This is a genomic window from Streptomyces sp. NPDC088246, assembly GCF_044741025.1.
Classification (GTDB): Bacteria; Actinomycetota; Actinomycetes; order Streptomycetales; family Streptomycetaceae; genus Streptomyces.
This window is the reverse complement of the sequence record NZ_JBIURV010000007.1, coordinates 127,763-151,747: the sequence shown is the minus strand read 5'-3', so window position 1 is coordinate 151,747 and position 23,985 is coordinate 127,763. Positions and strand designations below refer to the sequence as shown.

Genomic DNA, 23,985 nt, shown 5'->3' with positions numbered 1-23,985 from the left:
GTGCCGGCGGGTCACGGTCCGGGGGACGCCGCACATGCGGGGAGCCTCCGGCCCGTCGGGCCGGAGGCTCCCCGCATCAGTGGTGCGGGATCAGCCGGTGTAAGGCTTCGCCGCGAGAATCTTCACGGTGGCCGTCTTGCCGTTCGGCAGCTCGTACTCGGCGTCCTCGCCCATCTTCTTGCCGTTCACGCCGGTGCCGAGCGGCGACTGCGGGGAGTACGTCTCGATGTTCGAGCTCGCGTACTCGCGCGAGGCGAGCAGGAAGGTCATCGTGTCGTCCGGGTCGCCGTCGAAGGCGATCGTCACAACCATGCCGGGCTCGACCACGCCGTCGTCGGCAGGTGCCTCGCCGACCTTCGCGTGCTCCAGGAGCTGGGTGAGCTGGCGCACCCGCAACTCCATCTTGCCCTGCTCCTCCTTGGCCGCGTGGTACCCGCCATTCTCCCGGAGGTCACCCTCCTCACGGGCCGCCGCGATCTTTACGGAGATTTCCGTGCGCGCGGGACCAGACAGGTACTCCAGCTCGGCCTTGAGCTGGTTGTACGCCTCCTGCGTGAGCCAGGTGACGTTTTCGCTGGTCTGGGTCACAGGGTGCTCCTCGTCGGTACTGGGAATACAAAGCATCGCCCTACCCGTAAGCATGTGCCTCCACGGGTGGGCGAAACCACGAGCCTAACAATTCCCCAGGAAAAGGGGGAGGAGGTAAACCGTCAGGACTGCATATGTGCAGGTCAGCGGCTACAACAGCGGTTCAGCGTCGGCGTGCGGCGGTCACTGTGCCGCCCCGCCGTCGTCGGTACAGCCCAGCAGCTCGACGTTGGTCGCCCTGGCTGTCGTGCGCAACGACAGGACGCGGTCGATACGGTCCGTGCGGTCGTCGAAGCGGAAGTCCTTGCGGGCCACGTCGCTGCCGTCCTCGTGCTGCGAGCGGAGCGTGCAGTAGCCCTTGGTGTCGGTGCCCTTGCGCACCTCCAGGTGCACATCGACCCGCTGGTCCGAGACGACCTTGAACTTGATCACCTCGGCGCTGATGCCCTGGCCGGCGACGTAGTCGTATCCGATCCAGCCGATCACGCCGAGAAGGGCGGCGCCCAGCACCGAACCGATGATCTTGAGTTTGCGGTCCGCGCTCTGGTCCGCGGAGCGGCCGTAGCGGTTGTCCGGAAGCGCTTCGCGCACCGCAGTCATGATCGTTCCTCCCGTGCCGGGGATCGAGGAATTTTCCGCCCCCCGGTTCGGTCACTATAGAAGCCTGCCACCCGCCACCCGACCGCCACCCCGGACCGACGTCCCTTCGGGACGACACCTCTTCATGGCGTCCAATCAACTCAACGAGGATCGAGTCTTGACTGAGCAGCTGCGACTGATGGCCGTTCACGCCCACCCCGACGACGAGTCGAGCAAGGGCGCGGCCACCATGGCCAAGTATGTGTCCGAGGGGGTGGACGTGCTGGTCGTGACCTGCACGGGAGGCGAGCGCGGCTCCATCCTCAACCCGAAGCTCCAGGGCGACGCGTACATCGAGGAGAACATCCACGAGGTGCGCAAGAAGGAGATGGACGAGGCCCGGGAGATCCTGGGCGTCGAGCAGGAGTGGCTCGGCTTCGTCGACTCGGGTCTGCCCGAGGGCGACCCGCTGCCGCCGCTGCCCGAGGGCTGCTTCGCGCTGGAGGACGAGGAGAAGGCCGCAGGGCGTCTCGTCCGCAGCATCCGTGCGTTCCGGCCGCAGGTCGTCACGACGTACGACGAGAACGGCGGGTACCCGCACCCTGACCACATCATGACCCACAAGATCACGATGATCGCGTTCGACGGCGCGTCGGACTCCGAGACGTTCCCCGAGTCGGAGTTCGGTCCGGCCTGGCAGCCGCAGAAGCTCTACTACAACCAGGGCTTCAACCGGCCGCGCACGGTGGCGCTCCATGAGGCGCTGCTGGCCCGTGGCCTGGAGTCCCCGTACGGCGAGTGGCTGAAGCGCTGGAAGGAGTTCGAGCGCGACGAACGCACGCTGACCACGCATGTTCCGTGCGCGGACTTCTTCGAGATCCGCGACAAGGCGCTGATCGCGCACGCGACGCAGATCGACCCCGACGGCGGCTGGTTCCGCGTTCCGATGGAGATCCAGAAGGAGGTCTGGCCGACCGAGGAGTACGAGCTGGCGAAGTCTCTCGTCGATACCTCCCTCCCCGAGAGCGACCTCTTCGCGGGCATCCGCGACAATGCCTGATATGTACGCGACCCAGGCACTGACCGACCTCGTTCCGCTTGCCGATGAGCTCGACAAGAACAAGGTGACCCCCGGCGTTCTCGGCTTCATCGTCTTCGCGGCGCTCGCCGCGGGCGTGTGGCTGCTGATGAAGTCCATGAACCGTCACATGGGCAAGGTCGACTTCGAGGAGGCCCCGGACCCGGAGGCGGCGTCCGGCGGCGCCGTTGCCGCGGGTGCGGGGTCCGCGAAGCGGAAGTAGGCGCGGGGCGGTACCGGGGCATCCGGTGGCCGCCCCGTTCGCCTGGCGCCGGACGGGGCGGTTGTGCCCGGCCGGGGTGGAAGACGTCCTCACACGCCGGACGGGCCGGTCATGGCCGGACAGGTACGCCCATGACCTCCCGTGCGTGGCGTGTGGGCGTCATGCCCAGGCGCCACGCCTGCCAGCCGTCCTCCAGGTCCACGCCGCGGTTCAGCACCACGGTGAACGCCTCCGCGCAGTCCTCCAGCTTGCTGTCGCGCGTCGGGTGGCCGGCCAGGAGCAGGTCGGCCAGTTCCTGCTGGGCCACCACCGTGCCCACCTCGCTGCCGCCCGGTGACGCGTACGGCAGCAGTGTGCAGCGCAGGAAGCGGGCCCAGTCCTCGCCCCGTTTGTCGCCGTAGGACTCGAACAGCTCGGCCGCCTCGCCGCACAGCTCCAGCGCCTGCGCGGCGCGGTTGTTGCCCGCGTCGATCAGGACCAGCTCCAGGCAGGTCCAGGCTTCGCCGTGGGCGACCCCGATGCGCCGGAAGTCGGCACGGGCGTCGACCAGGAGCTGGCGGGCGAAGCCGGAGTTGCGGAGGTTCCCGGTCTGGGCGGCCCGCTGGTCGCGGGTGACCCGGCCCGAGTGGTGCCGGGCGCACGCCAGCCCGTACGTGTCCCGCATCCGGGAGAACATCGTGCGCGCCCGCTCCAGCTGCCGCACCGCCTGGTCGGTGTCGCCGTTCTCCTCCAGTGCCTGGCCCAGGTAGTACAGCGTCCACGCCTCGCCGCGCGCGTCCTCGTTGTCGCGGTGGCGGGCCAGGGCCCGGTCCAGCTGCTCGACGGCCGGGGCCGGGTCGCCGTCCAGCAGCCGCGCGCGGGCCAGCTGGGTCAGCGCCCACGCCTCGCCGCGCTCGTCGCGGGTACGGCCGTACAGGTCCAGGGCCGTACGCAGCGCCTCCTCCGCCCGCTCCACGTCGCCCATCCGCAGCAGGGTCTGGCCCAGCTGGAACTGCGTCCACGCCTCGCCGTGCAGCGACTCGCCCTCCCGGTGCAGGGCCAGCGCGGTGTCCAGGAGACTCAGCGCCTCCGCGACATGGGCCCGGTCGCGTTCCACGGCGGCCAGGGCGTGCAGCGACCAGGCCCGGTCCTCGGCCTGCTCCTCGGAGGACTGCAGCTCGATCGCCTCGCGGAGCCGCGCCGACGCCTCGGTCAGATTGCCCTGGTGGTGCAGGGTGATGCCGAGCGAACAGAGCGCCAGCGCCGTACCCGCCTCGTTCTGCGCCTCGCGGTAGAGCCCGACGACCGACGACAGCGTGGTGCGGGCCTTGTCCAGCTCGCCGAGCTGACGGGCCGCGATGCCGGTACGCCACTGTACGGACCGCTCCAGCAGCCCCTTGTCCACGGCCTGCGTCAACTCGCTGATCTCGCCCAGCCGGTAGAGGTCGCCGCGCAGCAGGCAGTAGTCGCAGAGCGCGCCCAGCAGATCCAGTACGGCCCCCTGGTCGACGCCCTCCGCGTGCCGCAGCGCCGAGGTGATGAAACTCGACTCGTCGTCCAGCCAGCGCAGCGCCGAGTCCAGCGAACCGAACCCGTGCGAGCCGAACTGCCCGGCCCGGGTGGACATCTTGCCGTCCACCATGCGGATCACGGCGCCGGCCAGGTCCGCGTAGTTCCGGATCAGCCGCTCCTGGGCCGCGGTACGGTCCGCCGCCTCCTCCTCGTCCCGCAGCCGGGCCAGGGCGAAGCCCCGTACGAGATCGTGCAGCCGGTAGCGCGAGCCCCGCACATGGTCCAGGAGCCCGGCCCCCGCCAGCGCCGTCAGCAGCCGCTCGGCCTCCTGCTCGTCGGCCGAGAGCAGCGCGGCCGCCGCCGCGGCGCCCAGGCTGGCCCGCCCGGCCAGCGCGAGCCGCCGAAGCAGCCGCCGCGCCTGCTCGGACTGGTCGGTGTAGCGCAGCCACAGCGCCCGCTCGGCCGGTGCGACCGGGCCGTACGCGGCGAGATCGGTGGCGAGTGCGCTCCGGGTGCGTGGACCGAGCGAGGAGCCCGCTATGCGCAGCGCCAGCGGCAGCCCACCGCACAGCTCGACGACCGTGTCCGTCGACTGGGAGTCGTACGGCCCCTGCTCCTGCGCCTCGGCGGCCTCGCGCAGCAGCTCCTCCGCGCCCGCCGCGTCCAGTGCGCCGACCGGCAGCTGATGGACCCGGGCCGGGATGTCGGCGGGCAGCTCCAGGGGCTCGCGGGCGGTGACGAGGACGAGGCTGTCGGAACGCTCGGGGAGCAGCGTGCGGACCTGGGCGGCGTCGCCGGCGTCGTCGAGGACGATGGTCACCGGGGTGCCGGTCAGATGCTGGTGGTACAGCTCGCTCAGCCGCCGCACCTGCTGCTCGGCAGAGGCCCTTCCCCGAGTTCCCGACTCCGCTCGACCGGGGGAGACCCCCTCTCGGAACAGCAGCTGCTCGCGGGGCGCGCCCAGCCGGTTCAGCAGATGCAGCAGCGCGTCACGCGTCGGCAGCGGCGCCTGGCCGGCCACGTCGCCGCGCAGGTCCACCACGCAGGCGCCCCGGAACTGGTCCTTCAGGCTGTGCGCCGCCCGTACCGCGAGCGTGGTGCGCCCGGCGCCGGGCGCACCGTGCAGGACGACGACGGTCGGCTTGGTCTCCGTCGACGCACGGGCCTCCCGCACCCACTGCGCGATCTGCGCCAGCTCGGCCCGCCGCCCGGCGAACGGCCCCTCGGATGCGGGCAGATGGCCGAACGACTGCTCAAGGACCGCACGCATACGGGCCGCTGCGCTGCGGTCCCCGCCGCGCAGCGACGGGGCGGTGCGCGACTGCGCGGGGACCTTCTTCGCCGGTGTGCGCGACGAGGCGGTGAGCATCCGCTGCTGGTCGAGGAACGGGCGGATGCCCCGTACTTCCAGCGCCGCCAGCCACTGCAGCCGCAGCTGTTCGGCGCCGCCGGGCTGTCCGAGCGCACCTGCGTGCCGGTGGGCGGCGGGCCAGTGCGATGCGGTGATCCTGGCGACGGTCGCTGTGGCCCCCGCGACCGCGACGACGGCGCCCGCGCCGAGGGCCGGCCCCGCCGCCGTACCGAACGCAACATCGGCTCCGAAGGCCGCGACCGCGGCAACTCCCGTGACCAGTAGTGGAGTTCCCATGGCCGATCGGCTGAACCGCTGCGACAGCGGCTGCTGTCCGGCCTCCGCCGCGTCCAGCGCCTGGAGGTACGCGGCGTACTCGTCGGACGCCCCGGCCGCCAGGGAATCGAGCGCGGCCCGCCCGCGTGCCGTCAGCGCACCGGCGTCCGCGCGGCCACCCGACCGCCGTACCTCCTCCTCGACGGCGCGTACCAACAGCCGTTCGGCTTCGGCCCGATGGCTGTCCCGCATGTGCGTCCCCCTCCGGATACGACGATTGCAACTGCCCCTGCTGTCATCGCCGCCCAGTGTGCTGGGTACGGCGCGTCAGCGCGAGAGAGCGATGCGATCAACCGGGCCCAGGACGCCCTCGACATGGCCGCCGAAACCTGCGCGGCGATGGCCATGGGCGGGATGTGCGACCTGCTCGGCGGGGGTTTCGCCCGCTACTCGGTGGACCGGGAGTGGCACTTAAAGGACACTCATGGACACTTAGTCGAGAACAGTTCCTGACCCCTTGGACAACTGGGAGGGGTACGGCGAGCCTCTGCGCAACGAGAAGGGCGAAGTCGTCATGTGCGGCAAAGGGGTTGTGACGCCGGGCGAGTGGTTCAAGATCAAGGCGCTCATTTCCGAACGGACCGATGAACGGTGGGCGAGGGGGAAGCCGGAAGCCAAGTACCTGGGCACGGGGAGCTACCGATGTGGGCGGTTGCGGGACAAGAAGGGTACGGGCGAGCTTGAACCGTGTGGTGGCTCGATGAGTCACCGTGGCGGACGCTACCGGTGTGAGGTCCGGCAGACGCGGGGCAAGTCCATCTGCGAGGGAGTTGTGACCCTCGCCGACCGCATCGACCACGCGGTTGGACAGGCTTGGATCCACCACATCACGGCCCTTGAGCCCGGTGACCCGGTGGTCATCGAGATAGCCCGCCGGTGGCTCGCCTTCGCGGACCCCGAAACGCAGGCGAAGAAGGACGAGGCCCAGAAGGCCCTTGAGGCGGCCCAGCGGCGTGTGAAGAAGCTCGAAGACGACTTCTACGTGTACGGGAAGATGGACGAAGAGCGCTTCGAGGAACTGAGCGAAGGGCAGCGTGCCGTTATCGAGAGCACCACCGCCACCCTTGAGGCGTTGGACGCGGAGGCAGACCTCTCGCCCCTCACACAGGTCGGCACCCTGCGTGAGGCGTGGGAAGCGGCGGATATGGCGGACAAGCGGATGCTCCTGAAGTGCGCCCTTGGAAGGAAGGGCATCACGGTCCAGCCCGCCGCGCGGCAGGGGGACCACACCCCGATCTTGGAACGGCTTGAGTTCGACTGGCTGTCGAAGAAGGACGCCACCACCGAGAGGTGAGCTCGAAGCGCAAGGCCGGGCATCGGACCCGGCCTTGTTCATACTGAGCCGGCACCTCCGCCCCGTTTGTGTGCTGCCCCTGTGGCGCATGGGCGGGGCGGGGGAGGGTGCGCAAGGATGGGACCATGCCCAATCGACTCGCGCAGGCCACGTCCCCGTACCTCCTCCAGCACGCGGACAACCCCGTTGACTGGTGGCCGTGGGAGACCGACGCGTTCGAAGAAGCCCGGCGGCGCGACGTCCCCGTGTTCTTGAGCGTCGGCTACAGCGCCTGCCACTGGTGTCACGTCATGGCGCACGAGTCCTTCGAGGACGACGACGCCGCTGCGTACATGAACGAGCACTTCGTGTCCGTCAAAGTGGACCGTGAGGAGCGGCCCGACGTGGACGCCGTCTACATGGAGGCCGTGCAAGCCGCCACTGGGCAGGGCGGCTGGCCCATGTCCGTGTTCATGACGCCGGATGGCGAGCCCTTCTACTTCGGCACCTACTTCCCGCCCGAGGCTCGCCATGGCATGCCGTCCTTCCGTCAGGTGCTTGAAGGCGTGCACAACGCCTGGACGAGCCGACGGGACGAGGTGGGAGAAGTCGCGGGGAAGATCACTCGGGACCTTGCCGGGCGGGAGCTGAGCACTGGGGATGCCGGGATGCCCACCGAGGAGACTCAGGCCCTGGCCCTCCTCCAACTGACTCGGGACATCGATCCCGCGAGCGGCTGGTTCAAGGGAGACACCAAATTCCCGCCGTCGATGGTGATCGAGTTCCTGTTGCGCCACCACGCGCGGGCCGGTTCCGTGGCGGCGCTGGAGATGGCAGAAGGGCTGTGCGGCGCGATGGCTCGTTCGAGCCTGTACGACCAGGTGGGAGGCGGGTTCCACCGGTACGTACTCACGCCGAGGACTGGTGGCGCTTTGGTACCCCACTTCGAGAAGATGCTCTACGACAACGCGCTGCTCTGCCGGGTGTACGCACACCTGTGGCGGTCGACGGGCTCGGAACCGGCCCGCCGGGTCGCTCTGGAGACCGCCGACTTCATGGTGCGCGAGCTGCGCACGCCGGAGGGCGGTTTCGCCTCCGCGCTCGACGCCGACAGCGAGGACGGGGCCGGCCGGCATGTCGAGGGCGCGTACTACGTATGGACGCCCGAGCAGCTGAGGGAGGTCCTCGGCGATCAGGACGCGGCCTTCGCCGCCGAGCACTTCGGGGTGACGCAGGAGGGCACGTTCGAGGAGGGTGCCTCGGTCCTCCGGCTCGCGCGGACGGGCACCGTCGTGGACGCGGACCGGGCCGCCGACGTACGGGCCAAGCTGCTGGCCGCCCGTGAGCTGCGCCCTCGTCCCGGGCGGGACGACAAGGTGGTCGCCGCCTGGAACGGTCTGGCGATCGCCGCGCTCGCCGAGACGGGGGCGTACTTCGACCGGCCCGATCTGATCGAGCGCGCCACCGAGGCGGCGGATCTGCTGGTACGGGTGCACATGGGCGACGTGGCCCGGCTGACCCGTACGTCGAAGGACGGACGGACCGGCGGGCACGCCGGGGTCCTGGAGGACTACGGCGATGTCGCGGAGGGTTTCCTCGCCCTGGCCGCGGTCACCGGCGAGGGCGTCTGGCTGGAGTTCGCCGGCTTCCTGCTCGACATCGTGCTCCAGCACTTCACCGGCGAGGGCGGGCAGCTGTACGACACGGCGGACGACGCCGAGAAGCTCATCCGCCGCCCGCAGGACCCCACCGACAGCGCGACCCCGGCGGGCTGGACGGCGGCGGCCGGTGCGCTGCTCTCGTACGCCGCGTACACCGGCTCGGAGGCCCATCGCACCGCAGCGGAGGGGGCGTTGGGCGTGGTGCAGGCGCTCGGCCCGCGGGTTCCCCGGTTCATCGGCTGGGGGCTCGCCGTCGCCGAGGCGCTGCTCGACGGGCCGCGCGAGGTCGCGGTCGCCGGGCCGGTCGGCGGCGAACTGCACCGTACGGCGCTGCTGGGGCGGGCGCCCGGTGCGGTGGTGGCGGCGGGGGAGACGGCAGGGACGGAGTTCCCGCTGCTGGCGGACCGGCCGATGGTGGGCGATGCGCCGACGGCTTATGTGTGCAGGCACTTCGTCTGCGATGCGCCGACGACGGACCGGGAGGAGCTGGCGCGGAGCCTCGGATCAAGCCCGTCCGACGACTGAGTACGGAGCCATCCGGGGGCTGAGGGCGAAGCCCCGTCTAGCTAGATCTGTCCGTACTGCCAGCCGATCGCGACTGTCAGCCGGTCGCGAGGGCGGCCGATGCGTTGATGAGGGCGAGTTGGCCCGGGCTGGCTCTCCGGGTCCGGGCCTGTTCCACGAAACGGCCCAGCTCCGCGCGGACGGTGGCCGAGTCGATGCGCTTGATCACTGGCAGCGTGGCCTCGACGATCTGACAGGCGTCGTCGAGGCGGCCGAAACCGGCCAGGGCTGTCGCCTGCCGAACCGCCAAGCGGGCCTGGGAGTTGCTGTCCGCCGGGACGGCCGGCCGGCGCCGGCGTTCGGCGGCGAAAAGGTCGGCGGCCAGCTCGAAGCGACGGAGGCTGAGCATGCAGGACGCCTCGATGAGCCGAGGGTTGCCGTTCTCGGTGCGCGGGCCCCAGTGAGGGGTCCGGTCGCCGATGACCTCGGCGGCGTGGCTTCTGAACCGCTCCAGTGCCTCCCGGCAGGCCCCCGCATCGCCACGGCGCGCATGCCCCTGGGCCGCGCGGCGCGCGGCGTGCGCGCGGATCACCGGGTTGGCCGCCGGGTGCCCGGCGGCCTGGTCGGCGAATCCGATCGCCGCATGGGTGTCACCGCGGTGCTGGGCGATGAACGCCTTGCGGACCAGGGCATACGCGGCCACCGTTTCGTCCCCGCCGTGTGCGCCCCAGCGGACAGCGAGATTCGTCCAGCGCAGCGCCTCCGCGGGATTTCCCGCCTCTTGTGCCATCCACCCCGTGTATTCGGCGAACCTCGAGGCCAGCAGCCAGATCTCGGCGCGCTGCTCGCCAACGGCGTGCGGGCCGGCGTCCGTCAGGATCCGCGTGATCGACTTCATCGAAGCGGTGACGAACCTCGGTCCGGTGGATCTGCCGATGTCCTTCAGCTCCCACAGGACCCGCTCGTATCCGGCGACCACCGGGCCGGCCTCGACGACGCTCTCGGCCCGGGCGCCGCGGCGGCCGGCCCCGGCCAGCTCGACGAGTTCCCCGCCGGTGCCGAAGGCCGCGTCGCATGCCGCCGCCACAGCGGGCGTCGGGTTGCGCAACCCGCTCTCCAGATTGCAGATCTGCCCTTCGGACACGTTCGCACGCAGGGCGAACTCGCGCACGCTCCACCCTCGCCGTGCCCGGAGTGTGGCCAGGACGACGCCGAAGTCGCCCGGCGGCAGACGCGTGCTGGTCGATCTCCCTGCCGGGACCGTCCCTGCCGCGCTGTCCGCCGGATCCATACCCGCCAGCGTACGGAGCCTTGCGGCCGCTATTCAATCCCCGGCGAATAGCCACCGGGCGAGTACTGCGCCCCTAGGGTGAGCACGATCCCTGACGTCAAGGCTTGCCAGAGAGGGGGCAATTGTGCCGCGCATCTTTCTCAGCTTTCGCAAACCGGACTCCCGGTGGATGCGAAATCGCGTCTACCGCGCGCTGTCCGACCGCTTGGGTGCCGACGAGATCTTCAAGTCGGGCCGGTCGATACCGCCCGGGGCCGATTTCGCCGAGATCCTGCGGAGGCAGGCCGCCGAGTGCGAGCTCATGTGCGTACTGATCGGGCCAGGGTGGCTCGACGCGCGGAGCGAGGACGGGGTGCGGCTCCTGGACCGGGCTCACGACTGGGTCCGCCTGGAGATCGCGACAGCACTGCGGGCGGGAAACCGCGTCGTCCCGGTCCTTCTGGGGGACGCGACGATGCTGCCCGACGCCTCGGCGCTGCCGGCCGAGATCGCGGAGCTGGCGCGCCTGCAGTTCCTCCGCGTTCCGGAGACCCATCTGCCGGACGGGCTGGAGCACTTGGGCGACGCGGTGACCGCTCTCCTGTCCGATACCGATACCGATACCGATACCGATACCGACCCCGCTGTCGAACCCGGGCACGGCACGGAGCCGGCCGCCGATCCGGAGCCATCAATCACCATGACGGCCCATGTGTCCGGCGGCGGCAGCGCCTACCAGGCGGCCCGTGATCAGACGATCAGGCTGGCGTGAGGGGCGGACGATGAATCATCCCGGAACAGACGGTGTGCGTCGGATCGGGCCGTATGCGCTGCTCGGAAGAGAGCGCGCGGTCGGCGGGAGCGAAGTCTTCGCGGCCCGCACGGACGAGGGGCTCCTCTTCACGGTCACGGTCGTGGGGCCCGAGCTCGCCGGGGACCCGGGGTTCCGGGACCGGTTCCGAGCCGCCGTCGAGGCCGCACGGGCGCTGTCCGGTGCCTTCCTCGTACCGGTGGTGGATGCCGACGTCGACGCGCCGGTTCCCTGGCTGGCGACCCGGTTCACCGCCGGACTGCCGCTCCGGCGGGCGGTGGACCGGCACGGCCCGCTGTCCGAACCGGCTCTGCGGGTGCTCGCCGACGGCCTAGCCCAGGCGCTGGCCGTACTCCACGCGGCCGGGACGGTCCACGGCGAGGTGAGCCCGGACTCGGTGCTGCTGACCATGGACGGGCCCCGCATCACCGCCCTGGGGATGGTGGAGGCCACCGGCAGCCCGGCACCCTCACCGACGGACGACATGTTCGACCTCGGGTCGACCGTGCTGTTTGCCGCTTCCGGAGGCGAGCCGGACACGGGCGCACTGCCCGTGTCACTGCGCGACGTGATCGGCGGCTGCCTGTACCCGGAACCGCAGGACCGTCCCACCGCGGAGCAACTCGTCGCCTACCTGAGGCATCAGAACCTGCCGTCCCTGAAGGGCAGGTGGCTGTCCCCGGCGGTGACCGCCGACATGGCCGCAGCGACCGCGGCGGTGGGATCGGAGTCCGCCGGGGGCGGCGGCCGGGGCCCGCTTCCGCCGCCGGAGATCGCCGCCGGCGCGGGTGTCAGCCGCCGGAAGCTGATCATCGCTCTGGCCGGGGGCGCGGCCGTACTCGGCGGGACCGCGGCGGCACTCGCCCTCTCCGGCGACTCGTCACCAGCACCCGACGGCCGGGCCGGCGGGCCCGGGCCCACCGCGCGGCCGGCCTCTCCCTCGGGCGGGCGATCCACGTCCGCCCCCTCCGCGTCGCCGTCCTCGACGGACGGACCGCAACCGGTCGTGCTGGCCGGACCCGACGCCGTCAAGGCATGGTCGGAAGCCGGAAAGCACGCCCCCACCTGCCTGGAAGCGTCCGACAAGGTGGTCATGGTGGTCACGGACACGGCCACGTCCTTCCTGGACGCCGCGACCGGAAAATCCGCGTCCTCCCCGCTCAACACGACCAACCAGTTCGGCACAAGCATGGGCAACTACCCGACGGCGTACGGGGACGGAGTGTTCTACCTGCTCTGCGACACACCGAGTCAGTCAGGCGTGCTGGCGGCGTTCGACGCCGCCGGCGGGAAGGCGAAGTGGGCGACCACGCTTGCCGACGTCGATCCCGGTGGCGGCACGCATGCCGCGAGGTACGTGAGCAACTATGTGGCAGTCGCGGGGGACACGGTCTATGTATGCGGAACGGTACTCAAGATTGACGGGAAGTTCTCGGCCAAGGATCCGACCACCGGCTACATCCGTGCGTTCAACGCCACGACCGGCAAGAGACTGTGGCAGGTCAAGGGCACGGACATCAACAACGTGCTCGTGCCGCCCACGGGTTCTCATCTGCTGGCCGCCTCGGCCGTTCCGGGCAGGAAACCCGGCCGCGTCCAGATGATCGACGCCGGCAGGAAGGGCGCCCGCGGCTGGAAGGTGTCCGTCCCGCACTCCTCGTCCTACTTCACCACCGGCTGGCCGCTGACGTGCTACGCCGCAGGGCTGTTCCTGTTCGCCGGCGGCAACGGCAATACGCTGTTCGCCGTCGACGCGGCCACGGGCAGCGAGAAGTGGCATCAGCGCTTCGACGCGAAGAACGGGGACCAGGTCCAGATCGGCACCCCGTTCTCCAGCCTGGACGGCGCGACCGTCTACGTACCGGTCGGCAGCGACCTGGCCGCCCTGGCCACGGCCGACGGCACAATCCAGTGGGTCGCGGTGCTCGACGGCGCCAGCGACACAGGCACCACCAACGCGTTCAACGCCTCCGCCACGCTGGGTGGCAAGAACGCGCAGTGTTCGGCCGACACCGTCTTCGCCACCGACAGCGCCAAGACGCTGTGGGCCATCGACGCCGCCACCGGCAGGGCCCGGTGGAGATACAGGGACCCGGGGCAGCCGGACGTGGGGTTCCTGTGGACGGTGGGCGGCGACCACGCGTTCATCGCCTCCCACCTGACCATGACAGCCATCGCGGCCCACGGGCGGTAAGGGACAAGGAGAAGACATGGAGACGAGTGTGGAACTCGCCGGCCTGGCATCGGCAGCCGCGGCGCGCCTGATCGATCTGCTGGCGACGGACGGCTGGGGCGCGGTCAAGTCCTCGGTCCTGGCGCTGTGGCGGTCCGCGCACCCGGAGCGCGTCGAGGAGGAACTCACCGACGTACGCAGCGAGTTGCTTCAGGCGCAGCAGACGGGCGGCGGTGAGGAGCTCCAGGGGCTGTTGGTCGCCGAGTGGCAGGCGCGGATCATCCGGCTCATGGCCACGCGGCCGGAAGCTGTCGCAGAACTGCGCGCGCTGCTCGGCGGGGAACTGCGCGCTGCCGGAACCCCGGGACCGCAGATCACGGGCTCGATGACGCTGGAGGCACACGTTTCCGACGGCGACGCGTTCCTGGCCGGCCGGGACATGAACGTCACCAGGGGCGGACAGGCGTGACCGAACGCAGCACCGAGGCCTCGGCCCCCGACGGGCCGCCGCTCTGGCAGCCGAGACGGCAGGAGGCGCGTGTGACCGGCGGCGGCAGCGCCTTCATGGCCGGCCGCGACTTCCACGTCCACCTCGGCGACGAGGGGCGCAGAACCGTGGCCGGCCCCGGCGCCGATGACGTTCCGTGCCCGTACCCGGGCTTGGTCCCGTTCGACGAAGAGCACAAGCAGTGGTTCTACGGCCGTGAGCGCATGGTCCACCTCGTGTGCGAGCGGATGGACGCCCGGATGCGTGAGGGCGGCCCGCTGGTGCTGATCGGTCCTTCGGGGGCCGGGAAGTCGTCCCTGCTCGCGGCCGGGGTACTGCCGGCTCTGGACGACGGGCGGCTTCCGGTGGCGGGGTCGAGCACCTGGCCGCGCCTGGTGCTGACCCCGACGGCATCCCCGGCCCTGGCGCTGGCGGCGGCCGCCGGGCTCGACGCCGAGACCGCGCGGCGCACGGCACCGGCGTGGCGGGCCGATCCCGCACGGTGCCTGGCCGAGCTGCGTGAGATCACCGGATCCGGCGATCCGGCGCCCGGCGGGGAGCCCCCCTCCGCGGGCCTGGTCGTCGTGGTCGACCAGTTCGAGGAGATCTTCACGGCCTGCGGCGACGAGACCGAACGGCAGTGGCTCATCGACGTGCTCGACCGTTTGGCCCGGCCCACGGGCGGTGCGGTCGTGGTGCTGGGAGTACGCGCGGACTTCTATGCCGCGTGCACGGCGCATCCGCAGCTCCGGGCGGCGCTCAGGGCCGGACCGGTCCTGCTGGAGCCGATGACGGAGGGCGAACTCAAGGACGCGATCCGCCGCCCGGCCGGCAGCGTGGGACTCGACGTCGAAGACGGCCTGGTCGAGGTGCTGCTGACGGAGCTGGGTACGGTCGGCGGCCCTCTCGGGGCGAGCACCACGGGCCGGCTGCCGCTGCTCGCCCACGCGCTGCGGGCCACCTGGCAGCAGCGCAACGGCTACACGCTCACCGTGGACGGGTACCGCGTCACCGGCGGCATCCAGGGCGCCATCGCCAACACGGCGAACAGGCTCTACGACACCCTGCCGCCGCCCTGCCAGGAGGCCGCACGGTGGGTGTTCCTGCGGCTCGTCATCGTGGGGCGCGACGCCGACGACAGCCGCCGGCGCGTCCGGTACGAGGAGCTGCTGCGTCACGCGCCGGACCGGGATGCGGCCGTCAGGGTCCTGGACGACTTCACCAGCGGCCGGCTGCTGACCCGGGACCAGGACACGGTGGTGATGACCCATGAGGTGCTCATCCGTGCCTGGCCCCGGCTGCGGGACTGGATCGAGCACGACCGCACCGGGAACCTCGTACGACAGGATCTGCAGGACGCGGCCGAGCTCTGGGAAGGTGCCGGCCGGGAGGCAGCCGCGCTGTACCGCGGCAACCGCCTGGAGGCCGCCCTCACCTGGGCCGAAACGCACGGGCCGGAACTCAGCGGCGTCGCCCGGGCCTTTCTGGCAGCCGCCCGCCACCACCAGCGGCGCGGGCAACGGCTCCGGCGCGCCGCGGTCGCCACCATCACCGCCCTGGCCGTGGTCGCCTCGCTGGCCGCGACGTTCGCCTTCCGGCAGGAGGCCCGCGCCCGGGACGCCGCCACCAAGGCCCTGCACTCCCGCGACCAGGCGATCAACGCCGCCGTCACCTCCGCGTCCGTGCAACTCGGCCCGACCGACCCCTCGCTGTCCGCCCAACTCGCCCTCACCGCCTATCGGATGGACCCGAGCCCGGATGCGGCGTCCCGGCTCATCACGACCCAGAACACCCCGCTGGCCACCCGGCTTCCCGGTCCGCGCGGTGTGGTGCACACCGTGGCCTACAGCCCCGACGGGCACATGCTGGCGGCCGGGAACATCGACCAGAACCTCGTCCGGCTGTGGGACGTCTCCGATCCCGGCCGTCCGGTGGCGCTGGGCCGACCCGTGCCCGTGGACCGTTCCGTCAATTCGATCCTGTCGCTCGCGTTCAGCCCGGACGGCCAGGTGCTGGCCATCGGCGGTCACACCAGCCACAACGGCGACGAGGGTTCCGGCGGATTCGTCGACCTGTGGAGTCTGACCAGCCCCAGCCACCCCGTCCTGCTGGGCCGGCTGAAGAGTCCCGGCATTCAAAGCTGGGACGCCAGGTACGCCATCGAATCGCTGGCGTTCAGTCCTGACGGCCGCACCCTGGCCGCCGTATCGTACGCCGGACTCGTCAGCCTGTGGAACGTCACCCACCCCGACGACGTCAAGCCCGCGAAAGCGCCCCTGGACCTCGACTGCCCCGACGCCTTCTCCCGGCGCGTCGCGTTCAGCCCCGACGGGCGCACCTTGGCCGCCGCATGCGACGACGACGCCGGCACCATCAGCCTGTGGAACACCACCGACCCGGCCCAACCCGTCCGCGGCCGTTCCCTGAAGACCGGGTATCGCGTCAGAACCCTGGCGTTCAGCCCCGACGGCCGCACCCTGGCCGCCGGATCCAACGACGGCAAGGTCCACCTGTGGAAGGTCGCCGACCCCGGCCACCCCACCCCGCTGGGCAAGCCGCTGACGGGTCCCGCCCAGCCCGTCATGTCGGTTGCGTTCAGCCCCGACGGTCACACCCTGGCGGCCGGCAGCGCCGACCACACCATCCATCTGTGGAACATCACCCGCTCCGGGCCCATCGGCCCTCTCGGCCGGCCGTTGACCGGTCCCGGCGACGCTGTCACCGACGTGGTGTTCAGCCCCGACAGCCGCACCCTCGCCGCCGGGAACGCCGACGGCAACGTCGATCTGTGGAGTCTGCCGCCGACCCGGATCATCGGCGCCGGCGGCAATGTGGCATCCGTGGCGTTCAGCCCCGACGGGCGCACCCTGGCCGCGGGAAACCAGAACAGCACCGTCTCTCTGTGGAACACCGCCGACCCCAACAATCCCGCTCCCCGCGGTGATCCGCTCACCGGACCCAAGGACCCGGTCGACGCCGTGGCGTTCAGCCCGGACGGCCGCACCCTGGCCGCAGGCGACGCCGACGGCAAGGTCCACCTGTGGAACACCGCCGACCCCAGCCACCCCGTTCCCCTCCCCGAGACCCTCACCGGGGCGAACGGGCTCATCTTCTCCCTGGCGTTCAGCCCCGACGGCAACACCCTGGCCGCAGCCGGCGACAACAAGCTCGGCAGCATCGCCCTGTGGGACGTCAGCGACCCCGCAAAGCCCGCCACCCAGCCCGGCATCTCCAATTCACACACGCAGTCCGTCATGTCCCTGGCGTTCAGCCCCGACGGCACGATGCTGGCGGCCGGCGGCGACGGCAGTAACGGCAAGGTCGGACTGTGGAGTACGACGGACCAGGGGGTCCGCATCGGGGAGCCGATCTCCCAGCCGGCCGCGACCAGCACCTGGGTGGCGTTCAGCCCGGACGGCCGCACGCTCGCCACCGGGAACAGCCGCGGCACCGTCACCCTGTGGAACACCACCGACCCCAACCACCTGACGCGCAGGGGCAGTCCCCTGACTGTGCCCGGCGGCAGCCTGTGGTCGGTGGTGTTCAGCCCGGACGGGCACACCCTCGCGGCAGCCGGCCACACCGACAACGGCACCATCAACCTGTGGAACGTCACCGATCCCGACCACCCCACCGCCATCGGCCGGCCGCTGACCGTGGATACCGGATACGTCGCCGTTCTGGCGTTCAGCCCCGACGGCCACACTCTGGCTGCCACCACCGACGACGGCGTGGCCACGCTCTGGGACCTGAAGGTCGAGTCCGCCATCAGCCGCATCTGCGCCGGGAGCTCCGGCGCCCTGAGCCAGCAGCAATGGAAGCGATACGTTGTCCAACTGCCGTACGACCCACCCTGTGTGACCACCTAGCCAGGGCCTGTACGGCGGATCTTCGCGGATCGGCCCGCGGCGTCCGGTGCGGTGCATCGCAACGCGAAGGATCGTCCTCGTACTGGACGTACTTGGACGACTCCGACAACGCAGCGAGGTGCCGTGCCGGGCGTCGCGGGCCCGCGAAGATCCGCCGGACAGGCCCTACAGCGTCAGCCCGCCTTCGAGCGTATCCAGTGCCTGGTTGATCATCGCGATCAGGTCGCCCTCCTGACCGTGCTCGCCCCAGTACAGCGTCACCTCGCGCAGCGCCCCCAGCACCGCCGCGATGAACACCCTGACCTCCAGGTCGTCGGGGCTGCGGCCGCTGCGGTCGGCGAGCGTCCGGGCCAGCACCTTCGCCGTGTCCGACATGGTCTCCGTCATCCGCGCCCGGATGGCGGGGACCTCCACCATCAGCCGGGTGCGCTGCCGCAGCTCCTCCTCCTCGCTCGCGAGGAACGCCGTCAGCGCCTCGGCCATGATGAACCGCAGCGACTCCAGCGGCGGTTCGTCGGCCGGCCGGTTGCGCAGCTCGGCCTCCATGATCGGGTCGTACTCGTCGGTGAGGACGATGTCCTCCTTGGTCGCGAAGTACCGGAAGACGGTGCTCGGCGACACCTCGGCCGCCTCCGCGATCTGCTCGATCGTTGTCGCGTCGTACCCCTGCTCGGAGATCAGCCGATAGGTCGCCCGACGGATCGCGATCCTGGTCTTGAGCTTCTTCCGCTCGCGCAACCCAAGTGGGGGCGGCGTTGCGGGGGCGGAAACGGAAGGGGGACGAGAGGTGGCGGCCATGGTCGCCATTGTCAGGCATCGGCGGGCGCGGGGGCCACGTCCGTCCGCTCCCGCGACGGGGTGGGGAGGTTCGTCAGGAACGCCCCGACCAGCAGCGCCCGGGCGCGCCGAACAGCGACGGCAGCACGGCCGGCGCGAGCGGCATCACGAGCGCCGCGCCGATGCCCATCACACAGCGGGCGGTCGCGACGGCGGGCACGGCGTCGGCGAGCGAGCCGATGAGCGAGCCGATCAGAAAGATGCCGAGGCCGGTGATGAGCATCCGCGATGGCCAGTGAGATCTCCCCTGCTCGAACGAAGCTGAGAGCTTGGGGAACGGTCACCGAGCAGCCCGGCCGGGAGCATCAGAGCGGCGAAGACCACGACGTATGCGTCGGCCATCCACTGCTGCTCGCCGGTGGTCGCGCCGAGCTGTTCGGCCATGGTCGGCAGCGCCACGTTGAGGATCGTCATGTCGAATCCGAGGACGAGCATGCTCGCGACCAGCGCGCCCAGGGCCCACCAGCGTCGGTTCATGGGAAAACTCCTTCGAGAGTCGCAGTCAAGTGAAAGTAACTCTCAAAAGAGTGTGAGTGTCAATGTGTGTCGCCTGTCCGGGCCCAGGAATGACGAATGGCCGCGGCTTTCAAGCCACGGCCATTGCGGGGAGGAGATGGAAGGGGGTGCTCAGCCGTGGTTGTAGGCCACCAGTGAGATGCCGACGTAGTGCACGACGAAGGCCGCCAGGGTCAGTGAATGGAAGACCTCATGGAAGCCGAACCAGCGCGGTGACGGATTGGGCCGCTTGATGCCGTAGATGACACCGCCGGCGCTGTAGAGCAGCCCGCCGACGACGACCAGCACCAGCACCGCGATCCCGCCGGTCCGCATGAAGTCCGGCAGGAAGAAGACCGCGGCCCAGCCCATCGCTATGTAGCAGGGCGTGTACAGCCAGCGCGGGGCGCCGACCCAGAACACCCGGAAGGCTATGCCCGCGGTTGCCGCCGCCCAGACCGCCCACAGGAGCGGCGTCCCGGTCGACTCGGGGAGCAGGAGCAGGGTCAGTGGGGTGTAGGTGCCCGCGATGATCAGGAAAATATTGGCGTGGTCGAGCCGGCGGAGCACCGCCTCGCCGCGCGGACCCCAGGTGCCGCGGTGGTAGAGCGCGCTCACGCCGAACAGCAGGCACGCGGTCAGGACGTAGATGCCGCAGGCGATCCGGCCACGGACGCTGTCCGTCAGCGCGATCAGCACGATCCCCGCGACGATCACGGCGGGAAACATTCCGGCGTGCAGCCAGCCGCGCATCCGTGGTTTCACCGGGACGGCGTCGGACTCGGCTGTTTCCAGCCCGGCTGGCTCGGGCGCGGCGGCGGCAGCAGTCATTCCCGCATCGTACCTACGCAACCGTAGGTAACGAATGCGAGTGGCAATGCTCACGTGGGCGGCCCCCTGGACATATGGGTGATTCGGTCGGATGATCAAATGAGTGCGTTCGGCACCGGATGAGCGGCTACGAAGCATCCGGGTCGCGGCCCCCACGGGGCAACTACCAAACAGACACCCTCACCAAGGAGCGATCGTGGCGCGCGACATCGCGGCTCCCCTCACTGCCCCCACCAACCACCAGGAGCTCGTTTCCTGGGTGAATGAGATCGCAGACATCACCCAGCCGGACCGGGTGGTCTGGTGCGACGGTTCCGAGGCCGAGTACGAGCGCCTGTGCGGGGAGCTCGTGGCCAAGGGCACGTTCACGAAGCTGGACGAGATCAAGCGCCCGAACTCCTACTACGCCGCGTCCGACCCCAGTGACGTCGCGCGCGTCGAGGACCGCACCTTCATCTGCTCCGAGAAGGAGGAGGACGCGGGCCCGACGAACCACTGGAAGGCCCCCGCCGAGATGCGGGCCATCTTTACGGGGGAAGAGGGAAACAGCTTCACCGGTGAGAAGGGTGTCTTCCGCGGCTCCATGCGCGGTCGCACGATGTACGTCGTCCCGTTCTGCATGGGCCCCGTCGGCTCCCCGCTCTCCGCGATCGGCGTCGAGATCACCGACTCCGCGTACGTCGCCGTCTCGATGCGCACCATGACGCGCATGGGACAGGCCGTCCTCGACGAGCTCGGCACCGACGGCTTCTTCGTCAAGGCCGTCCACACGCTGGGCGCGCCCCTGGAGGAGGGCCAGGAAGACGTTCCGTGGCCGTGCAACACCACCAAGTACATTTCGCACTTCCCCGAGGACCGCGAGATCTGGTCGTACGGTTCCGGCTACGGCGGCAACGCCCTGCTCGGCAAGAAGTGCTACGCGCTGCGCATCGCCTCGGTGATGGCCCGCGACGAGGGCTGGCTCGCCGAGCACATGCTGATCCTCAAGCTCACGCCGCCGCAGGGTGAGGCGCAGGTTCCCACGTACATCGCCGCCGCGTTCCCGAGCGCCTGCGGCAAGACCAACCTCGCCATGCTGGAGCCCACGATCTCCGGCTGGACCGTCGAGACCATCGGCGACGACATCGCCTGGATGCGGTTCGGAGAGGACGGCCGCCTCTACGCGATCAACCCCGAGGCCGGTTTCTTCGGCGTCGCGCCCGGCACCGGTGAGCACACCAACGCCAACGCCATGAAGACCATGTGGGGCAACTCCGTCTTCACCAACGTCGCGCTCACCGACGACGGCGACGTGTGGTGGGAGGGCATGACCGAGACCGCCCCCGCCCACCTCACGGACTGGAAGGGCAACGACTGGACGCCCGCGTCCGACACGCCCGCCGCCCACCCCAACGCCCGCTTCACCGTCCCGGCCGGCCAGTGCCCGATCATCGCGCCCGAGTGGGAGGACCCGAAGGGCGTGCCGATCTCGGCCATCCTCTTCGGTGGCCGCCGCGCCTCGGCCGTACCGCTGGTCACCGAGTCCTTCAACTGGCAGCACGGTGTCTTCCTCGGAGCCAACGTCGCCTCCGAGAAGACCGCCGCCGCCGAGGGCAAGGTCGGCGAGCTGCGCCGCGACCCGTTCGCCATGCTGCCGTTCTGCGGCTACAACATGGGCGACTACATGAACCACTGGATCAAGGTCGGCGCGGACAAGCCGGACCAGTCGAAGCTCCCGAAGATCTACTACGTGAACTGGTTCCGCAAGAACGACGCGGGCAAGTTCGTGTGGCCCGGCTTCGGCGAGAACAGCCGCGTCCTGAAGTGGATCGTCGAGCGCCTGGAGGGCAGGGCCGAGGGCGTCGAGACGCCGATCGGCATCCTGCCCGCCAAGGGCGCCCTGGACACCGATGGCCTGGACCTCTCCGACTCCGACCTGGACTTCCTGCTCGACGTCGACAAGGAAGTCTGGCGCGAGGAGGCGGGGCTGATTCCTGAGCACCTCAACACCTTCGGTGACCACACACCGAAGGAACTGTGGGACGAGTACCGCGCGCTGGTCCAGCGCCTGGGCTGACGCCCCCGGGCGCACCCCGCGCGGCCGGGCGCCCCCACACACTCCGCGGCCGGGTCTCCGGACATCCGCCCTGACCTGTGGGGTCAATGACCCGCCGCGGTACGGCCCCCGGAATCCCCTTATCGGGACACTGTTGGTTGATTCGGGGGTCCGCTTCGCCCCGTCGAGCTTCGGCTCGGCGGGGCGAAGTGCTGCGAACTCGGGCGGCGACCTGCGCGGCGCATCGACGGCTCCGGCGACGGTACGGGTCCGCAACCGGCAACGGGTGGCACCCGGTCCACGCGCCTCGGCGGCCCGTGGACCGGGGCCGTCAGAGGGCGCCGACCAGTCGCGAGGGGGCGGCGGGGGCGGTGGCGGCGGCGACCGCCGCCGTGTGGGCGTCCATGCGCTCGGCCGCGAGAATCGCGACGGCCGTGTCGGCGCGGGACGCGGCCACCACCAGTGCGCGGCCCGCGAGGGCATGGGCGCGGCGGTGCAGCGCGAGTGCGGGTGCATCGGTTCGACCGGCGTGCCGGGCGGGCGGCGCGCCGCGCAGCCTGGCCACCTGCTCGGCGATGCGGTCGCCCGCCGCGCCGAGGTCCAGCTCGTCGGTGACCGCGAGAAGTGCGGCCAGGTGTCCGGCGAGCTGGATGTCCAGCTCTTCCTCGCGGGAACGGTGCGGGAAGTCGGCGGCGTGGTCGGCCGGTGTGTGGACCGATTTGGTGCGGATCGGTTCGTACATGGATGGCCTCCTGGTGTTGCAGTGGAACCATCCTACATTGGATTCAGTCTAAAGTTATCTGCAATCGATGCCGGGGTGGAGGGGGACCGGCCGCCCGCTAAGGCTGGCCGTATCCGTCCAGGAAGTGCGCGATCCGGGTCACCGCGTCCGTCAGGTCCTCGGTCGAGGGCAGCGTCACGACACGGAAGTGATCGGGCTCCGGCCAGTTGAACCCGGTACCGTGCACGACCATGATCTTCTCGGCCCGCAGCAGGTCGAGGACCATCTGCCGGTCGTCCTTGATCTTGTAGACCTTGGGGTCGAGGCGCGGGAAGAGATACAGCGCCCCCTTCGGCTTCACGCAGGTCACGCCGGGGATCTGGGTCAGCAGGTCGTACGCGACATCCCGCTGCTCCAGGATCCGCCCGCCCGGCAGCACCAGATCGTTGATCGACTGCCGCCCGCCGAGCGCGCTGGCCACGGCGTGCTGCGACGGCATATTGGCGCACAGCCGCATATTGGCGAGGATCGTCAGCCCCTCGATGTACGAGGAGGCGTGCGCCTTCGGACCGCAGACCGCCATCCACCCCGAGCGATATCCGGCCACCCGGTAGTTCTTGGAGAGTCCGTTGAAGGTGAGCACCATCAGATCGGGCGCGATCGTCGCGGTCGGGGTGTGCGTCGCTCCGTCGTACAGGATCCGGTCGTAGATCTCGTCGGAGCAGACGACCAGATTGTGGCGCCGGGCGATCTCCGTCAGCCCGCGCAGCATCTCGTCGTCGTACACCGCACCCGTCGGATTGTTCGGGTTGATGATCACGAGCGCCTTGGTGCGGTCGGTGATCTTCCGCTCGATGTCGGCGAGGTCCGGCATCCAGTCGGCCTGCTCATCGCACCGGTAGTGCACGGCCGTACCGCCGGCCAGCGACACCGAGGCGGTCCACAGCGGATAGTCCGGAGCCGGTACGAGGACCTCGTCGCCGTCGTCCAGCAGCGCCTGCATGGACATCTGGATCAGCTCGGAGACGCCGTTGCCCAGGTAGATGTCCTCGACGTCGAGGTCGATCCCCTTGGTCTGGTAGTGCTGCATCACCGCCCGCCGCGCGGACAGCAGCCCCTTCGCATCGCCGTAACCGTGCGCCCCGGAGAGGTTGCGCAGTATGTCTTCGAGAATCTCGGGCGGGCACTCGAACCCGAACGCGGCAGGGTTGCCGGTGTTCAGCTTGAGGATGCGGTGACCGGCTGCTTCCAGCCGCATCGCCTCCTCGAGCACGGGGCCCCGGATTTCGTAACAGACATTGGCGAGCTTCGTGGACTGGATGACCTGCATGTCTGGGAGCTTACGACTGCGTTTCACGCGCCGCCCGGGCTT

At 70.4% G+C, this 23,985-nt stretch carries 18 protein-coding genes and 1 pseudogene; 10 read left to right on the top strand and 9 right to left on the bottom strand.

Annotation, left to right across the window (positions count from 1 at the left end; translation table 11 throughout):
* Positions 1-90: 90 nt before the first annotated feature.
* On the bottom strand, positions 91-588 hold the full coding sequence (gene greA / locus ACIPEK_RS12805) for a transcription elongation factor GreA (protein WP_266358450.1): 498 nt from the start codon (positions 586-588) through the stop codon (positions 91-93).
* Positions 589-771: 183 nt separating this feature from the next.
* A complete protein-coding gene (locus tag ACIPEK_RS12800) occupies positions 772-1,188 on the bottom strand; it encodes a DUF4307 domain-containing protein (RefSeq protein ID WP_401994389.1) in 417 nt (138 codons plus the stop codon).
* A gap of 157 nt (positions 1,189-1,345) precedes the next feature.
* On the opposite strand from ACIPEK_RS12800, the gene mca reads away from it, so the two are divergent.
* A complete protein-coding gene (gene mca, locus ACIPEK_RS12795) occupies positions 1,346-2,227 on the top strand; it encodes a mycothiol conjugate amidase Mca (RefSeq protein WP_401994386.1) in 882 nt (293 codons plus the stop codon).
* 1 nt (position 2,228) lies between these two features.
* On the top strand, positions 2,229-2,468 hold the full coding sequence (locus ACIPEK_RS12790) for a hypothetical protein (protein ID WP_383075504.1): 240 nt from the start codon (positions 2,229-2,231) through the stop codon (positions 2,466-2,468).
* Positions 2,469-2,577: 109 nt separating this feature from the next.
* Here ACIPEK_RS12790 and ACIPEK_RS12785 read toward each other — a convergent pair whose 3' ends face one another.
* Positions 2,578-5,838, bottom strand: coding sequence for a tetratricopeptide repeat protein (locus ACIPEK_RS12785; RefSeq protein ID WP_401994383.1), 3,261 nt, complete (start codon positions 5,836-5,838; stop codon positions 2,578-2,580).
* Positions 5,839-5,961: 123 nt separating this feature from the next.
* Between ACIPEK_RS12785 and ACIPEK_RS12780 the strand changes: the two genes are divergently transcribed.
* The 3 genes from ACIPEK_RS12780 (at position 5,962) to ACIPEK_RS12770 (ending at position 9,105) form a co-directional block, all read left to right on the top strand.
* Positions 5,962-6,099: a hypothetical protein gene (locus ACIPEK_RS12780; RefSeq protein WP_401994380.1), complete on the top strand. Its 138-nt coding sequence runs from the start codon at positions 5,962-5,964 to the stop codon at positions 6,097-6,099.
* 4 nt (positions 6,100-6,103) lie between these two features.
* Entirely contained in the window at positions 6,104-6,940 is an 837-nt protein-coding gene (locus ACIPEK_RS12775; protein ID WP_401994377.1) for a hypothetical protein, read from the top strand.
* Positions 6,941-7,065: 125 nt separating this feature from the next.
* Positions 7,066-9,105 carry a thioredoxin domain-containing protein gene (locus ACIPEK_RS12770; RefSeq protein ID WP_401994374.1) on the top strand — a complete coding sequence of 680 codons (2,040 nt, stop codon included), beginning with the start codon at positions 7,066-7,068 and terminating at the stop codon, positions 9,103-9,105.
* 76 nt (positions 9,106-9,181) lie between these two features.
* On the opposite strand, the gene ACIPEK_RS12765 is transcribed toward ACIPEK_RS12770, so the two are convergent.
* Positions 9,182-10,375 carry a helix-turn-helix domain-containing protein gene (locus ACIPEK_RS12765; RefSeq protein WP_401994371.1) on the bottom strand — a complete coding sequence of 398 codons (1,194 nt, stop codon included), beginning with the start codon at positions 10,373-10,375 and terminating at the stop codon, positions 9,182-9,184.
* Between the two features lie 124 nt (positions 10,376-10,499).
* On the opposite strand from ACIPEK_RS12765, the gene ACIPEK_RS12760 reads away from it, so the two are divergent.
* From ACIPEK_RS12760 to ACIPEK_RS12745, 4 genes are read left to right on the top strand one after another with little or no spacing between them, the layout of a single operon-like run.
* Entirely contained in the window at positions 10,500-11,126 is a 627-nt protein-coding gene (locus ACIPEK_RS12760; protein ID WP_401994368.1) for a toll/interleukin-1 receptor domain-containing protein, read from the top strand.
* A gap of 10 nt (positions 11,127-11,136) precedes the next feature.
* Positions 11,137-13,359, top strand: a complete 2,223-nt coding sequence (locus ACIPEK_RS12755; protein ID WP_401994365.1) for a PQQ-binding-like beta-propeller repeat protein — start codon at positions 11,137-11,139, stop codon at positions 13,357-13,359.
* Between the two features lie 16 nt (positions 13,360-13,375).
* Entirely contained in the window at positions 13,376-13,807 is a 432-nt protein-coding gene (locus ACIPEK_RS12750) for a hypothetical protein (protein ID WP_401994362.1), read from the top strand.
* Entirely contained in the window at positions 13,804-17,694 is a 3,891-nt protein-coding gene (locus tag ACIPEK_RS12745; RefSeq protein WP_401994359.1) for a hypothetical protein, read from the top strand. Before ACIPEK_RS12750 ends, ACIPEK_RS12745 begins: the two co-directional genes overlap by 4 nt.
* A gap of 165 nt (positions 17,695-17,859) precedes the next feature.
* Here the strand turns inward: ACIPEK_RS12745 and ACIPEK_RS12740 are convergent, their stop codons facing one another.
* From ACIPEK_RS12740 to ACIPEK_RS12730, 3 genes and pseudogenes are all read right to left on the bottom strand, one after another.
* Positions 17,860-18,492: a TetR/AcrR family transcriptional regulator gene (locus ACIPEK_RS12740; protein WP_401994356.1), complete on the bottom strand. Its 633-nt coding sequence runs from the start codon at positions 18,490-18,492 to the stop codon at positions 17,860-17,862.
* A 94-nt stretch (positions 18,493-18,586) separates the two neighbouring features.
* Positions 18,587-19,008: pseudogene (locus tag ACIPEK_RS12735) on the bottom strand (MFS transporter); the annotation flags it as partial.
* Positions 19,009-19,158: 150 nt separating this feature from the next.
* Positions 19,159-19,857: a hemolysin III family protein gene (locus tag ACIPEK_RS12730; RefSeq protein WP_401994353.1), complete on the bottom strand. Its 699-nt coding sequence runs from the start codon at positions 19,855-19,857 to the stop codon at positions 19,159-19,161.
* A 196-nt stretch (positions 19,858-20,053) separates the two neighbouring features.
* Here ACIPEK_RS12730 and ACIPEK_RS12725 point away from each other — a divergent pair, with 196 nt between their 5' ends.
* Positions 20,054-21,913, top strand: coding sequence for a phosphoenolpyruvate carboxykinase (GTP) (locus ACIPEK_RS12725; RefSeq protein ID WP_401994350.1), 1,860 nt, complete (start codon positions 20,054-20,056; stop codon positions 21,911-21,913).
* 310 nt (positions 21,914-22,223) lie between these two features.
* Here the strand turns inward: ACIPEK_RS12725 and ACIPEK_RS12720 are convergent, their stop codons facing one another.
* Positions 22,224-22,634 (bottom strand): hypothetical protein, encoded by a 411-nt coding sequence (locus ACIPEK_RS12720; protein WP_401994347.1) that lies wholly within the window; start codon positions 22,632-22,634, stop codon positions 22,224-22,226.
* Between the two features lie 97 nt (positions 22,635-22,731).
* Positions 22,732-23,943 carry a pyridoxal phosphate-dependent aminotransferase gene (locus ACIPEK_RS12715; protein ID WP_266358436.1) on the bottom strand — a complete coding sequence of 404 codons (1,212 nt, stop codon included), beginning with the start codon at positions 23,941-23,943 and terminating at the stop codon, positions 22,732-22,734.
* Positions 23,944-23,985 lie beyond the last annotated feature (42 nt).